The following is a 14,874-nucleotide window of genomic DNA, read 5'->3' on the forward strand; positions in this document are numbered from 1 at the left end:
AATGTATCCAATAATTAGCGCGCGTATTTTGCTGCAACCATCGCCTGCGCATATGCAAGCGCAGTGCGCAAGCTACCTAAATCGGCCTTACCTGTACCCGCCAAATCCAACGCCGTACCATGGTCCACCGAGGTGCGAATAATGGGCAAGCCAAGGGTAATATTCACCGCTTGGCCAAACCCTTTGTATTTCAACACCGGCAAACCTTGGTCGTGATACATCGCAAGCACCGCATCAGCTTTATCCAGATATTTGGGCGTGAATAAAGTATCTGCCGGTAAAGGGCCGATTAAATTCATTCCGCGCCCGCGCAACTTTTCCAGCACGGGTTCGATCACATCAATTTCTTCGCGCCCAAGATGACCACCTTCACCCGCGTGAGGATTTAGTCCGCACACTAAAATACGCGGCTGCTCGATGCCAAATTGCAATTGCATATCGCGCTGTAAAATTTCAGTCACTTGTGTGAGTTCATCGTCAGTGATAGCGGCAGCGACATCTTTGAGCGGCAAATGTGTCGTCGCCAGTGCAACGCGCAAGCCTTCAGTTGCCAACATCATGACCACTTTGGGCGTATTGGTTTTTTCAGCCAGATATTCGGTGTGACCGCTGAATGGAATGCCCGCATCATTGATCACACTCTTTTGTACAGGGCCAGTCACAAGCGCAGCAAAATGCCCTGCGATACACCCCGCGATAGCAGCATCCAGTGTTTGCAAAATGTAGGGCGCGTTATTGACATTCAACCTACCCGGAACAGCCGTTTGAGCAAGTGCGACAGGCAATACCGCAAGCTCGCCCGCAACACTCGCACGCGGCTTTTCGTGTAGATCAATTTCACGCAAACGCAGCGAAAAACCCAATTGTTGAGCACGAGCCTGCAATAGCTGCGGATCAGCAATCGCAACAATTTCATGCTGCTGCGCTTCTTGCGCCAACGTAACTACCAAATCCGGGCCTATACCAGCCGGTTCACCGGGAGTCAGTGCGATGCGGTAAACATTACTCATGTATCTGTGCATCCAAAAAGAAATAAACGAAAAATACAGCCCTAAAAAACACAGCGGCTAAAAACAGGATTGCAACTGATAGCCAGTAATAAAGCCAAAAGCACAACCCGATTTTTAGCCGCCGTTTTTTGTGTAAAACAGGCTCAATAACAATACGCGAATCTAGAGTTTAATTTCGACGTAGGCCTCTTCGCGAATCTGGGTCAACCAGAGTTGGAACTCTTCATCGAAGCGGCGTGAGCGCAATACGTTGGCAGCTTGGTTGCGCTTCATTTTATCACTCATATCTTCTTTGCGGCGCTCCATCACTTGCAAGATATGCCAGCCAAATTGACTCTTGAAGGGACGGCTGATATTGCCAATAGAGGTATTTTTCATCGCCTCTTCAAATTCGGGCACGAACATACCGGGGGTAGACCAACCCAAATCACCGCCATTCAACATTGACCCCGTATCCTCAGAGTGCTCACGTGCAAGGACAGCAAAATCCTCACCTTTTTCGATGCGGGATTTAAGGCCGAGTAATTTTTGACGCGCTTGTGTGTCATCCATAATTTCAGAGGTTTTCACAAGAATATGGCGCGCATGGGTTTGCTCAACCAATTGCTCACCGCCGCCACGCTGCTCGATATTTTTGAGAATATGGAAACCTGCGCCACTACGGAAAGGTTTGGTTACCTGACCCACTGTCAAGGTGGACATTTGGTTGCCAAACAATTCCGGCAACTGCGCCAGCTTGCGCCAACCGATATCACCGCCTTGTAGCGCAGCCTGATCGTTTGAGTAGCTGATTGCCATTTGCGAGAAATCAGCTCCGCCCTGAAGTTTTTGATACACCTCATTGGCTTTGTCTTCAGCTTCTTTCACGGTCGCATCATCCGCACTGCTGGATACAGCAATCAGAATGTGGCCGATATGGTAGTCGGGCGAAGTTGCGTATTTTCCATCGCTGGAGGCGAGGAAATTATTGATGTCCTGATCGGTAATTTTGATGCGGCTATTCACCAGCCCTTGTTGCAAATGACTGATCGTCAGCTCATTGCGTAATTGTTTACGCAAACCATCCAACGTCAGCCCCTGGGCGTTCAGATCCGCCTCCAGACTCGCCAACGTAATTTGGTTTTTTTGCAGGATACGGCCAATAGCCTGATCAATTTCTGCTTCGTCTACGTTAATTTCGTAACGCTCGGCCATGCCTAATTCAATGCGCTCAAGAATTAGCTGTTCCAGAATTTGCTTGTTGAGCACATCTTCCGGTGGCAGCTGTTGGTATTGCCCACGCAAGCGCTCCATTATCGAGGCTTTGCGATCATTTAATTCACTTTCCAGCACGACATCTTTATCAACAATCGCCACTACGCGATCCAGTGATACAGCATTGCTCTGCGCCAATCCAAGCTGGCTGGTCAGCAATACCATGCCGCCCAGTAATACTTTCCAGCCCATGCGTACAGAATGCAGGTTGTTTTGGTTCTTACTCATAATTCAATCACTGTTTTATTGTAGGGATTTTTCGCGCTCGCCATAGCCGTACATGGCCTTGTCGAGCAGGTTACTGATGCGTTGACTCAGGCTGCCAAAACCGCGCAACTGCACTTCAATGAAAATACCGCGGTCATAATCATCACTGCTGAGCCCCTCCATAAAGTCGGGACTAAAATCAAAATCCACCCATTGGCGAGCCAGCACGCGGACGCGATAACAACAATCGGTATATTCGAGCCCGGCAAAGGTATCGAGTTCCGCACTGTAGGTAAAATCATAATTGGCGCGGGCAATCACCGCCCATTGGTTAGACACCGGCCAGAGCGTTGTCACATCCAACTGGTTGAGCGACTTACCTATCGCAGGAATCGTATCTAACGGGCTGAGCGATACCGGATCGCGGCTGTAGCGGTAACCCACATTCAAAATACGGTATTGCTCATCCATGTAGTGCAGGCTGGTACTGACGGTATTGATTTTTTCTTGCTGATGATCGTAAAGCACATCGTTGTTGATACGTAGATGATCGCCCAACTGCGCACTTAATTGTCCTGCAACCGCCGAACTGGTGCGGGTGTTAGCGTAGGCATCGTCATCGTTGAGGATACTGACCTCGCGATCCGCAAAATACGTAATCTGCCCGACACTCAGCCGTAACCGCTCAATGCCCGAGCCATCCTCCACAAAGCGGCTGGTCAAACCCAGCGCGAGATGGTTGGTATCGTCAATACGGTCGCCGCCGGAAAAACGGGAATCGCGGAACAGCTGCTCGTAGTTAAAGACCAAATCCGATGTATCAAAGTTCACATAGCTGGAGGCCGATGTCAGCCCGTAAAGCGAATCCTGATTTTCATAATCGCGATAGAGATAAAACGCGCGCGGCTCCAGGGTTTGGATGAAACCGGAACCGAACAGCGACTTCTCGCGCTCGAAATACAAGCCCATGTCGAGCGAGCCTTGCGGCGCAGCAAACTGCTGGCTGCTGTCGATATCATCGCGCAAATTGGTCGCTTCAAGTTTATAGCCGAGGGTTTTTACCCCGATACCGGGTTTGAGATAACCCGCAGTGAACTCTTTATCCCACGTCAGTTTGTAGTTGGTGCGCAAGCGCTCGCCGGTGATCAGATCTGCTTTGTAAAGCGCATTGGCGGGATCTTCTTCAAAGTAACGGTTCATCGCAAAGTTGGTGAACTCATGATCCAGCTCGATTCGCCAATCATTAATACGGTACTGGCCATCAGCGTGCAAGCGAGGCAACTCGCGATAAGGCAGCTGTGTACTGGTCAGCAGGCGAAACTCTTCTGCCTTGGCTCCCACTTGCCAGTGCCCGGTATTGAAGCTGGCTGCTGCGCGCTGACGGATGTAGGCCTGGCGATTCAAATCCACAGCACTGCCATCGACATCACGCAAATAATCGGCATCGCTGACATCGGTGTAATCAATCTCGGTTGACCAAGGCTTGTTGCGTCCACCGGTCTGCAGCACATTGTATTGCCAGCGGTCTTTGCCCAAATAACGCGCGTCAATCTCATCATCGGCGCGGCCGGTATCGCCACTGCGGTCATTGTTCAGCACGCTACCGCTTAGCTCAGTATCAAACCACGTCGATTTATGGCGAAACTCGGTCGCCAGCATGTAGCCATGCTCAGACAGATAGCGCGGAGTGAAGGTCGCGTCGTAATTGGGGGCGATGTTCCAGTAAAACGGCGCTGAAAACTCACCAATTCCGTCATTTTCATCAAGGCCAACAGAAGGGAAGAGAAAGCCAGTCAGGCGATCCGGCCCTATAGGGAAGCGAAAATAAGGCGCATAGGCAACCGGAATATCCTTGATATGCAAGCGCATATGCTTGGCGGTGCCGTAGTGCTTGTCGTTGTGAAGGGTGATATTGGAACCCTTGATCGCCCAGGTGTTATCACCCGGCTCACAACTGGTAAAGGTGCCTTGATCGAGGCTGATAATTTTATCGCCGAATTTTTGCAGATTTTCCGCACGGCCACGCACTCGGGTTTCATAGAGCACGAAGCGGGCATTATCCAGACGTGCATCGCCGGTATTGGTATCGATATACGCGCGGTCAGCGCGCAGCAACACACCCGGCTCACGCACCTGGATATTGCCGTCCAGCTCTGCCTCGCGGCTGGTTTTATCGAAGGTAAACGTATCTGCACGGAATGAGCGCCGACCTTGGGTCAGGCGAACATCATCGCGCATGATAAATTTGGTTTGCTTTTCTGATTCTGAATAATCTGCAGTGCCGAAGATGTTCGCCTTTTCCGGATCCATCTCTGATTCCGCATCATCGCGCTCAGGCGCAACATAAGCGCCACAGCAGGCAGTGGGCACACGAGCTCGCTGTTCTTCGGTCAACTCTTCAAGCGGCACCCAATCCAGTTCGCGCAATGCTTCGTTGGGATCGGTGTTTGTTACCGGGTCTGCACCCAGCGCCGGGTTGGCAAATAGCAAAATCCCCGCACACTGGGCTGCAATACACAGGGCTAGGCGGGAACGGAGGAATTTACTGCGCAGATATTGTGTTATGTGTCGCTGTTGGGTTGGAGCCATTAACCGCAATCTCAAATGGGCGATCGGTTTTATCACCGAAAAAATTGCAGCGATTCTACTGTAAACCGCCTGCACTGGGAATGAATTGGGGCAAATCCACAAGCTGGGGTAGAATCCAGCGCACTACTGATAATCACATCCCTATCGGATCGCCGCATGACCAACCCCACAACACCCGCAACAGCCAGCGATAACCGCTCCATAACCGACCCCCGAAAGCTAGCGCTCACTAACTGGGTAGCACAGCACACTCCGAAGGAGCAGCACCCGATTGTATTGCACAGCCTGGGAAGCGATGCCGGCTTTCGTCGCTACTTTCGCTTCCAGCAACCATCGCAATGGCTGGCGGTTGATGCCCCGCCAGCAACCGAAGACAGCGCCCAGTTTTTGGCGATAGCTGAATTGATTGCCAGGCAAGGTGTGCGCAGCCCGCAAATTGCCGCCGCCGATATCGCCCAGGGCTTTTTGCTGGTAGAGGACTTTGGCGATCGGCTGTTTCTGCGCGAACTTACGCCGGATAATGCCGACACCCTTTACCGGCAGGCCATGGACACCCTGCTGCAATTGCACCGCACCGCCGATAATCATTCGCTGATCCCCCGCTATGACCGCGAATTGTTGCGCCGCGAGCTGGGGATTTTCAGCGAATGGTTCGTCCAACACCTGCTGGGCTACAGCCTGAACCAGAGTGAACGGGAATGGCTGGACGCGCTATTTGTGCAACTGGAAGACAATGCACTCAACCAGCCGCAAGGCTTTGTGCACCGCGACTACCACTCGCGCAATTTACTATTGCTTGATGACGGCACGCTGGGCGTAATCGACTTCCAGGGAGCGCTCTGGGGCGGGATCACTTACGATCTGGTGTCGCTGCTGCGCGACTGTTATCGCCGCTGGCCTGCCGAACAAGTAAAGCGCTGGGCATTGGATTATCGTCAACAGGCGATTAGCAAAGGAATTATCCCCGCTGTGAGCGAACAAGAATTTTTACGTTGGTTCGACTGGCTGGGCTTACAAAGGCACATCAAAGTGTTGGGTATTTTTGCGCGCCTCTCACTGCGCGATAACAAGCAGGGCTACCTGCAGGATTTACCGCTCGTCATTCGCTACACACTGGAAGTTGCCGAGCAATATCCAGAGCTGCAACCATTTTCAGACTGGTTCAAGCAAACCCTTTTACCGCGTGCGCAGCAACAAGCCTGGTACAGCGATTATCGTTCGGCAGGGAATGAGACGGGAGAGGCACCATGAAAGCCATGATCCTCGCTGCCGGGCTGGGCAATCGCATGCGCCCGCTTACCGATCATCTACCCAAACCCTTATTGCCCGCCGGCGGCAAACCGTTGATTGAATATCATCTGGAAAATATTGCGCGCGCCGGTATCAAGGATGTGATTATCAACCTTGCGTATCTGGGCGATAAAATTCGCGCGCATTTAGGTGATGGGCAACAATTCGGTTTGCAAATCCATTACTCAGAAGAGCCTGAACCACTGGAAACCGGCGGCGCACTTTTTCACGCGCTATCGCTATTGGGCGATGAACCTTTTTTATTGGTCAATGGCGATGTGTGGTGTGACTTCGAATTTGCCCCGTTCATCCAAACAATACTGGACGAAACGCAACTGGGGCATCTTTTGCTGGTACCCAATCCCGATTTCCATCCACATGGGGATTTTGCATTAGATCAAAGTGGTTTGTTGGTTGAGGACACCGATAAGATTCACCCCCAGCGCTTCACGTTTGGCGGAATCAGCCTGCTTAAACCGGAGTTGATTGCGCAGTATCCGCATCTGCGCCAAAAATTCCCGTTGGTAGAAGTGCTGCGGCGTGCGATCAGTAATCAACAATTAAGCGGACAGGTACATCGCGGGCATTGGAGCGATGTAGGCACACCCGAACGGCTGGAAATGCTGAATCGTTATTTGCAAAACCCGCGTTAAAAATAAAAAGGGCGCGATTAAACGCGCCCTTTTTGCTGCACAATAATTCGCACTTAATTCATCGCTAGCAGCTGTATCTCACCCACATCATTTACTTGCAGAACGAGTTGGATATCCGTATCCGATGTATCCACTACTTTGCCATTTAACAACAGCTCGGTTTTGATCGGATACACACCTTGCGGCAAACCTTCTGGTAACGTAAATGAAAATTCATTTTGGTAACGCCCACCTTTTTTGGTTTTTCCATTTACCGGTTTGGTGAAATTTTTTAATTCTTTGGTGTTATCTTCATTGTCGTAAATCGCAATGCGCTCTTCTATCAATGCTGTTTTCTGTTTGGTACCCGGCACCACAACAATATCCGACTGAATAATCACTTCACTACCCGGCTCCACCACATTACCCGGCAATGTTTTGGTGATGTACTCCGTCGCCATGGGTTCAGCAGGTAAGCTGCTATTTTGGGTTTTGTATTCTTCAGCTACCTGCTCTTCGCGCGCAATACGTTCGGAGCGGTGCTTGATCACCATCTTGGTAATCAACGTAACCGCCGCCGCAACTACAGCCACTCGTGCCACCGCTTTTAAACGCTCGCGATTCTTACATCCCTGGTCATCACTTTTACATTTGTAGGAACGATCAATATTGTTTTTAAGATCTTTTAAGTCAAATCCGTAGGACGGATAAGCCATAGCGAGAGATAAGAGCAAAACCAAACATTTGGATTTCATAAAGCCACCTTGCTGCACACAATTATTTGATAGTAAAACCGGTTTCTTTCAATTTACGCTGGGTATCCATTGCACGCACCCTGAGCGCTTCAGCCTGCTTATTGCCTGCATCCAACTCCATAGCCGATTCCGCTTTGGCTATTGCACAGGAATAATTTTTTTTGGTCATGCAGGTATTGGCATCGGCAAGCAACTTATCGACTTTTACCGCAATTTCTTTTTGCTGTTGTTGCGCCAAATTGGCTTGCTGCCGGATTTCTATCGCCTGGGTATTGGCAGGCTCCAGCGCCAGTATTGCTGATGCCTGCTCCTGCACACACGCGTAATCATTTTTTATCAAACAATTTTGCGCGACTGCCAATTGTTGATTAATCATCTGTTGCTGCGCCGCTGCAGCTTGTTCGCCTTGGGTACGCGCAGAATGGATCTGCTGGTCAAGCAATTGCAGTGCTGGATAATCAGCATCGGCTTCACGCAATTTATCCGCAAATAAAACGGCACAATCCAAATCTTGTTTTGCAACACATTCCTGCGCCTGTACAAGCAACTCTTGCAAACGGGACTCTTGTTCACGCGCCGTTTGCGCGACTTGCGCAGCCTGCAATAACTGCGCGGCAACATTGTTCGCAGAATCAAGATTGACCGCCACCAATGCCTGCTCAATCGCACAGGAAAAATCACTATGGGCAAAACATAATTGCGCAGCCGTTATTTTTTGCTGCACTGTTTTTTGTACCTGCTGCTGGGCTTGATGCTGGCTGTATCCAAACCACCCCGCGCCCACCAATGAAACAACAGCAAGCCCCAACGCCGCCGTCAATACAACAGGGTTGCGCTTGGGAAATAACTCATCCGCAAATTGCGCAATGCTGGGCGTGCGCGCGGATTTATCCAATGCGAGCGCATGATTTAACGCTTTCCATTCACGCGCACTCAGATTATCCAAACGTTTGGGGATTAACTTTTGTTGCTGCGCTTCAAACGCAGAGCGCTGATTATACGGATGTCGGCCTGCCAACATTTCGTATACCACACACGCCAGCGCATACACATCATCGCTAAAACCGAGCGGTTCGTCTTTTACCATTTCGACAGTAGCATATGCCGGAGTCAACGCGCCCAACTGCCCTGCATCGAACCGGTGCTTTTGCGCTTCGCGATTGGCAGCACGCGCAATACCAAAATCCAGCACCTTGGCATGGCCGTCGTTATTAACAAAAATATTGCCCGGCTTGAAATCAGCATGAATCAACTGCCGCTGGTGCGCATATGCAAGCGCAGCGCAAAGATCGCGCGTAATTTTCCACACCTGTTCTTTGGGTAAACCTGTGTGGCGATAAGCCTTGATTAATTGATCGAGCGGCTTACCTTCAAGCAACTCCATCGTCATAAACAGGATGTCGCCATCGCGATCAAAATCATGGACAGTCACAATATTAGGGTGCGCAAGTGTTTGGGACTTTGCCGTTTCCTGTTGCAAGGTCACAAAAGCATCGGGGTGATCTTTAAAATCCTGATTCAGTACTTTGGTAGCAATATAGGGGTCGGGATCTTCCGCTTCGACTTTGCGTAAGTCCTTGGCTTTGTAAACGGTGCCCATCCCACCATGCCCAAGCACCTCTTCCAGCAAAAAACGCTTTTTGAGAAGAGTGCCTTTACCACTTTGGGATTGTTTGACAAGCTCACGCGCCTGGGCAAATCCGGCAGAGTGATTGTGGGATGCGCTGTAGTGGGTAACGGTCAAATCAGGAGCTTGGGGTGCATCTGCGATAATCGTGTCACCGGGACGAAACCGGGTCTTATCGCCGTCTGTTACATCATCCCGAATAACACCCTGACCGCTATTACCTTTAGCGATGCGATGGTCATCTGTCATGACACGAAAATCCCCCGGTTTTGGCGCATTTATGAGCATCAATACTAACATGCCACGTAATATTGAGGGACTGGATCAAGGTATCGGCTGGAGCCCATCGCCATGCAAATAACCCTGCATCTTTTGTTGACAAACAAATCGAACACGGCATAATGTCGCGTCCTTGAATCCCGACCCTTTTTTAGACAGTTTTTACAGAATTTAATAGGAGCACTAAGGTGGCAAATACACCCCAAGCCAAAAAACGCGCGCGTCAGAATGAAAAAGCTCGCAAGCACAACGCAAGCATGCGCTCTATGGGGCGTACCTACCTCAAGAAAGTGCTGGCAGCTATCGCTACTGGCGACAAAGCAGCGGCTCAAGCTGCTTATGTTTCAGCCGTTGCGGTAATTGACCGCATTGCTGACAAAGGCCTGATCCACAAGAACAAGGCTGCTCGCCATAAGAGCCGTTTGAATGCAAAGATCAAGGCTCTGGCTACCGCCTAATCAACCTTGAATAGCGTCAAACACAAAAAACCGGCTTAGGCCGGTTTTTTTATGCCCGACATTTATCCAAACTGCTTCTTCAAGCACCAAAAAGCACAAGCTTGACTCTATACACTGTCATGAAAACAGATTATCTTCGGCAGCGACTTTTGTCCGGGAGCCTCTTCCGGTGTAGCCAAAAGAGCACATACTAATAATGGAGATACCTATGTTGCCGCGTGAACATTATCTGAAACAAACCTTCCAGGATGCCGTGAACTTTCCTGACGGCTTTGAAAAAGGAGGCCTGACGGATATCCAGGCCAGATTGATACGCAAACAAGGGGTACTGGTTAATGCGCTTTCCATGGATGAAGTTTCTGACCCCACTCCAGAAGACCTGCACATACTCAAAGTCATATCCAACCAAAGCGCCCCCAAAAGCCCGATTGAGCAAGCTTGGGTCAAATATCTCTCTATCGTAAAAGCGCGCCAGGCTGCGGCTCCAGCCAAAACCGCCAAAGCCAAAACAACCAAGCCCAAAGCTGCGCCGGAACCTAAAGCCGCGCCAGAACCTAAAGCCGCCCAAGAACCTAAAACCGCAGCCAAACCCGAACCGGCAGATGCAGCCAAGCCAGCAAAAGCTGCCAAGAAAACGACCAAGACCGCAAAAGCCGAATAATCGGCAAAATAAGCAAAAAAGGCGCTTTTGAAAGCGCCTTTTTTATCTAACCGAAAGCAATCCCCTCAAGCGGAAATCAGGGAACCAACACCTCCAGATGGTATTCACTTCCGGCCTTAATGCTGCGCACACAATTATCGGCAAGCAGCTCGCCATCGCAATGCAACTGCACCTTATCGATTGCAACACGCTTGATGCTCACATGAAAACGCGCACCGCGAAACTCGCGTACCGCTTTCGCTTCTTGCCAGCCTGATGGCAGCTGTGGGCTAACTCGCAATCCCTCAGTGCACCCCTGTAAACCAAATACACCTTCAACCAAACAGCGATACACCCAGGACACAGTGCCGGTATTAAACAGCTGTGATGAACGACCAGCCGTGCGCGGATATTGATGATAAGCGCCGCGATAATAATTGGGGATGTAGACAGGCAATTGGCCGCGCTGTAAATAATCAGCTTCACTTGGCCCCGGAATCATCTGTCGCAATAATTTATACGCACGGTCTTTTTCAGCAACTGTAAACAAACTGTAGATATAAAATATCGCCGCATGATTGTAGACAGAGCCATTTTCAGCAGAGCCGGGATGCTTCTGGGTAACGCGCCCTACATCGTCGCGCATAGCGGTATACGCAGGCGCCAACATGGCAACCCCGTAAGGCGTTTCCAATTGCGCTTCTACCGCGGCAATCATTTTTTTGCGCTGATCTTCGCTTGCCGCACCGCCAAGAATCGCCCAACTTTGCGGGTTTAAAAAAATACGCCCTTCGTTATCTTTGCTGATCCCGAACACCACATCATCATCTGTGATACCGCGACCAAACCACTCGCCATCCCACAAGTATTTATTCACAGCAGTATTAATGTCTGCCGCACCTGCGATATATTTTTGCTGCAAATCTTTGCGCGATGTTTTTTCACACACTTCCGCCCACAGATTCAACGCATAAGCCGTTGCGACAGATAACCAACCGGAAACGCCTTTTCCTTTATAACCCACCATATTCATAGGATCACACCAATCCCCTTGGGCGATAAAACTCAAGCCGCGATAATCGCGCGCCTGTAACAACCAATCCATCGCGTTGCTGATTCGTTCAAATACGCTCAGGGTTTTACCATCATGCCCCGCCACCCGCTCATCCAACAATGCGTAATCATTGGCTTCATCCAGATAGGTTTTTAAACAGACCGGCAACCATACGCAGTGATCGGTATGGGGAATTTGGTTGATATATTTAAGCTCTGCACCTTCAACTAATAAAATTCCGTCTGGCATTGCACCAGAACTTTCTTGTTGGCTGAGTGCATGTAAAAACGCCGCGCGCGTAACATCGGGTTTGATAAAGGTCATCCCCATATTGTCTTGCAAATAATTGCGTGTTTGCGGGTCCGTTGTCAGGCGATTGACATCACCATGATAAAACACCTGGCGCGGCAGCCAATTATTGACGAAATTATTCAGCTCGGCATCCGGTGTTTCGATGTGCAAACAACCTTTTCCGCTCGCAACATAAGCAGCGTATTCAGCGCGAGCTTTAGCAAAGCCCTGCTCATTTAAATAGGTATTACGCAGCTTGCTGATTTCAGCATCATCAAATGCCGGACCAAAAATAAAACGATAGGTTTTTTTATCGTCAGGTAAAAATGTTTCGCGGTATTGCAAAATGGCAGCCGGTGTTTCATAGCGTGCATCACCGCAAGACAGCAACTCTTGCTGCAAGCCAGACGGATAATGCAAACCGCCTTCACCTTCAAAACTCTCCTGCTTTGCCTCCCAAGCTGTTGGTGTTTGCTCATGCAGGAAAAACGTTTTGTCTTTGAACAATTTATTTTTAAAGTGATCAGCCACTTTTTGATACGGCGTGACACAACTTGCGACAATTCCACCCACGTCAGCGCGATATTCCGCGGACTGATTCATCCATGACATATATCCCACCGGAAAATAGGGATAGACACTGAGACGGCGCGAACGCCCGGAGCGATTGATAACATTCACTTCCCATAATTCAACAACATCTGCCACAGGCAGCGACAGCGTTAATTCAATTTCAATGCCGAGTGCTTGCAACGTCCAGCGCAAATCACTTTTTCCCACTGAAAAGACATAGCGTTCGTAAGCCGCACGCACCGGTTCGTAAGGCGCCGAAAAAATTTCACCCGTCTCTTCATCTTTTACATAAAAAAAACGGCCGGGATGATGCGCATAATAAGGCTGCTCTGGCTGCATAAATGTTTTTGCTTCCAGATTGGGCGCATAAGCATATTTGGCAGGTTCGGGCTGCATAAATTGTGCAACAGCATAACCGCGGCAGGTTGATTGGATCATCATCCGCTGGTTCCATAAAAAACCCGCTGCGCGCGGCATGGCCGTGGGGCTGTGCAATTCGTAGCGGTTACCAGCATCACTGGAATTTAGCAAATTAGTCATGATTGAAAACCCAATAACCCATTAATTGTTTCGAGACGATAATTCGTGTTGAATATTTTCAACTTGCTTGTCTGTCAGGTTGTAAAACACCAAAGACAACACCGTAAGCAGCGCAAACATTCCCGGCACAATAGTTTGCATGTACACAATACTGTCGAGCGATGCGCCGGCTTGCATCTGCCCTGCTTGATAGCCCATCACTGCCAATACAGAAAGCATCAGCGCAGAACCGACCGCACTACCGATTTTTTGTGAGAATGTCGTTGCCGCAAATGTCATAGCCGTTGCACGGCGACCATTTTTCCACTCGTTATAATCGGCCACATCGGCATACATCGCCCAGGTGATTGGCGGTTTAAAACCCAATGCAATGCTGATCAAAATATTGAACGCAAACATCAATAGAATTTCATTAGGTAATTCTGCGCTGTCTTGTTCGCTACCATCCGCGCGGGTGCGGATAACACTGATCACCTGCCCTTTGGCATTTTCAAGCGTGAGCCCTGCACCGGTTTCCGCAAGAGGTACGCGCTCTTTGATAATCCAGAAAATTTTGTCATGGCGCAGCCATTGATATTGATCACCATCCTGATGCGCGGAACCCAGTAGTGTTTGCGCATCCAGCTGCATTGACTCATTAACGGTAATATCTACCACACCATGGCGATCCGGTTTGGGAACAAACGTAAATGCAATCGACAATACGGCAACCACACACATCAACCACATCATCAGTTTGCGTTTATCCACATATTTGGTCACGGTAGATGCCATCATTGCTCCCACCATCAAACCTGCCATTTGCAAACCAATATAGTTACCCAACAAATCCGGCCGCTCGACAAAGTAACGGAAATAATAAGCGGCTGAACTGCCACGCAGGGTCATGGCGATCATGAATACCAATGCCAATACAAATAGAATCATCCAGGGGCGACAGATAAATAAATCTTTTAGGTCATTCAGAGGATTGGTTTTTTCTTGATGAGCGGCCGGCTGAATGCGTTCGCGCGTTGTTAAAAAGGTAACTACAAATAAACAGGATGCAATCACTGCATAGATCGCCATGGTCAGTTGCCAACCTTTGGCCGAGTAGCGGTCACCATCGCCAAAATATTCGGCCAGTTCCGGTGTGGCTGCACCGACGATGATGCTGCTGAAATACGCAAAAAAGAAACGCGTACTGTTGAGCGTATTGCGCTCTTGCACGTTGCCGGTAAGCACTGCCGATAACGAGTTGTACGGCATATTCAACACGGTGTAACAGAGCATTAATAAACTGTAGGTTGCATAAGCCCAAATTAATTTTCCGGTTTCATCCAGATCGGGAGTACTCATGGTGAGCACTCCCGCCCCCATCATTGGCAGGGCACCCCACAGTAGATATGGGCGGAATTTTCCCCACCGGGTATTGGTGCGGTCAGCAATGCCGCCAATGATAGGGTCGGTAATCGCATCGATAATTTTTGTCACCGTCACCATGGTTGCCGCTGCTGCAGCGCCAATACCAAAAACATCGGTGTAAAAAAAGACGAGATAAGAACCAATGATCGCCCAATAAAAATTAAATCCGGCATCGCCCAAACCATAACCAATTCGCTCACGCCAACTGAGTTTGGCAAGGCGATCATTTTTCATTGCAGGGGATTCTTGCGTATTCACCATTGCTCTCCAG

11 protein-coding genes are annotated in these 14,874 nt (G+C 49.6%); 4 read left to right on the top strand and 7 right to left on the bottom strand.

Translation table 11 applies throughout. The annotated features are described in order from the left end of the window. Positions 1 to 14: 14 nt before the first annotated feature. The 3 genes from pdxA to B2739_RS10740 all read right to left on the bottom strand — a co-directional run bounded on the left by pdxA (position 15) and on the right by B2739_RS10740 (position 5,060). Positions 15 to 1,010: a 4-hydroxythreonine-4-phosphate dehydrogenase PdxA gene (gene pdxA, locus B2739_RS10730; RefSeq protein WP_331345862.1), complete on the bottom strand. Its 996-nt coding sequence runs from the start codon at positions 1,008 to 1,010 to the stop codon at positions 15 to 17. 162 nt (positions 1,011 to 1,172) lie between these two features. After that, a complete protein-coding gene (locus B2739_RS10735) occupies positions 1,173 to 2,492 on the bottom strand; it encodes a peptidylprolyl isomerase (RefSeq protein WP_331345863.1) in 1,320 nt (439 codons plus the stop codon). Positions 2,493 to 2,507: 15 nt separating this feature from the next. Next, positions 2,508 to 5,060 (bottom strand): LPS-assembly protein LptD, encoded by a 2,553-nt coding sequence (locus tag B2739_RS10740; protein WP_331345864.1) that lies wholly within the window; start codon positions 5,058 to 5,060, stop codon positions 2,508 to 2,510. 156 nt (positions 5,061 to 5,216) lie between these two features. Here B2739_RS10740 and B2739_RS10745 point away from each other — a divergent pair, with 156 nt between their 5' ends. Together B2739_RS10745 and murU are read left to right on the top strand one after the other, a co-directional pair. Continuing rightward, entirely contained in the window at positions 5,217 to 6,311 is a 1,095-nt protein-coding gene (locus tag B2739_RS10745) for an aminoglycoside phosphotransferase family protein (protein WP_331345865.1), read from the top strand. After that, entirely contained in the window at positions 6,308 to 7,003 is a 696-nt protein-coding gene (gene murU / locus B2739_RS10750) for an N-acetylmuramate alpha-1-phosphate uridylyltransferase MurU (RefSeq protein WP_331345866.1), read from the top strand. Before B2739_RS10745 ends, murU begins: the two co-directional genes overlap by 4 nt. Before the next feature lie 53 nt (positions 7,004 to 7,056). Here murU and B2739_RS10755 read toward each other — a convergent pair whose 3' ends face one another. Together B2739_RS10755 and B2739_RS10760 are read right to left on the bottom strand one after the other, a co-directional pair. Next, positions 7,057 to 7,737, bottom strand: a complete 681-nt coding sequence (locus tag B2739_RS10755; protein WP_331345867.1) for a hypothetical protein — start codon at positions 7,735 to 7,737, stop codon at positions 7,057 to 7,059. A gap of 22 nt (positions 7,738 to 7,759) precedes the next feature. Beyond that, a complete protein-coding gene (locus B2739_RS10760) occupies positions 7,760 to 9,613 on the bottom strand; it encodes a serine/threonine-protein kinase (RefSeq protein WP_331345868.1) in 1,854 nt (617 codons plus the stop codon). A 218-nt stretch (positions 9,614 to 9,831) separates the two neighbouring features. Between B2739_RS10760 and rpsT the strand changes: the two genes are divergently transcribed. Together rpsT and maoP are read left to right on the top strand one after the other, a co-directional pair. Then, the gene (rpsT, locus tag B2739_RS10765; protein WP_331345869.1) at positions 9,832 to 10,101 is read left to right on the top strand and encodes a 30S ribosomal protein S20; all 270 of its coding nucleotides are present in this window, start codon (positions 9,832 to 9,834) and stop codon (positions 10,099 to 10,101) included. 208 nt (positions 10,102 to 10,309) lie between these two features. Continuing rightward, complete coding sequence (gene maoP / locus B2739_RS10770; RefSeq protein WP_331345870.1) at positions 10,310 to 10,762, top strand: DUF413 domain-containing protein; 453 nt, start codon at positions 10,310 to 10,312, stop codon at positions 10,760 to 10,762. A gap of 76 nt (positions 10,763 to 10,838) precedes the next feature. Here the strand turns inward: maoP and B2739_RS10775 are convergent, their stop codons facing one another. Both B2739_RS10775 and B2739_RS10780 read right to left on the bottom strand, forming a co-directional pair. Further along, a complete protein-coding gene (locus B2739_RS10775) occupies positions 10,839 to 13,190 on the bottom strand; it encodes a GH36-type glycosyl hydrolase domain-containing protein (protein WP_414633225.1) in 2,352 nt (783 codons plus the stop codon). 30 nt (positions 13,191 to 13,220) lie between these two features. Continuing rightward, a complete protein-coding gene (locus B2739_RS10780; protein ID WP_331345872.1) occupies positions 13,221 to 14,864 on the bottom strand; it encodes an MFS transporter in 1,644 nt (547 codons plus the stop codon). Positions 14,865 to 14,874: the final 10 nt, after the last annotated feature.

Source organism: Cellvibrio sp. UBA7661, assembly GCA_002483365.1.
Classification (GTDB): Bacteria; Pseudomonadota; Gammaproteobacteria; order Pseudomonadales; family Cellvibrionaceae; genus Cellvibrio.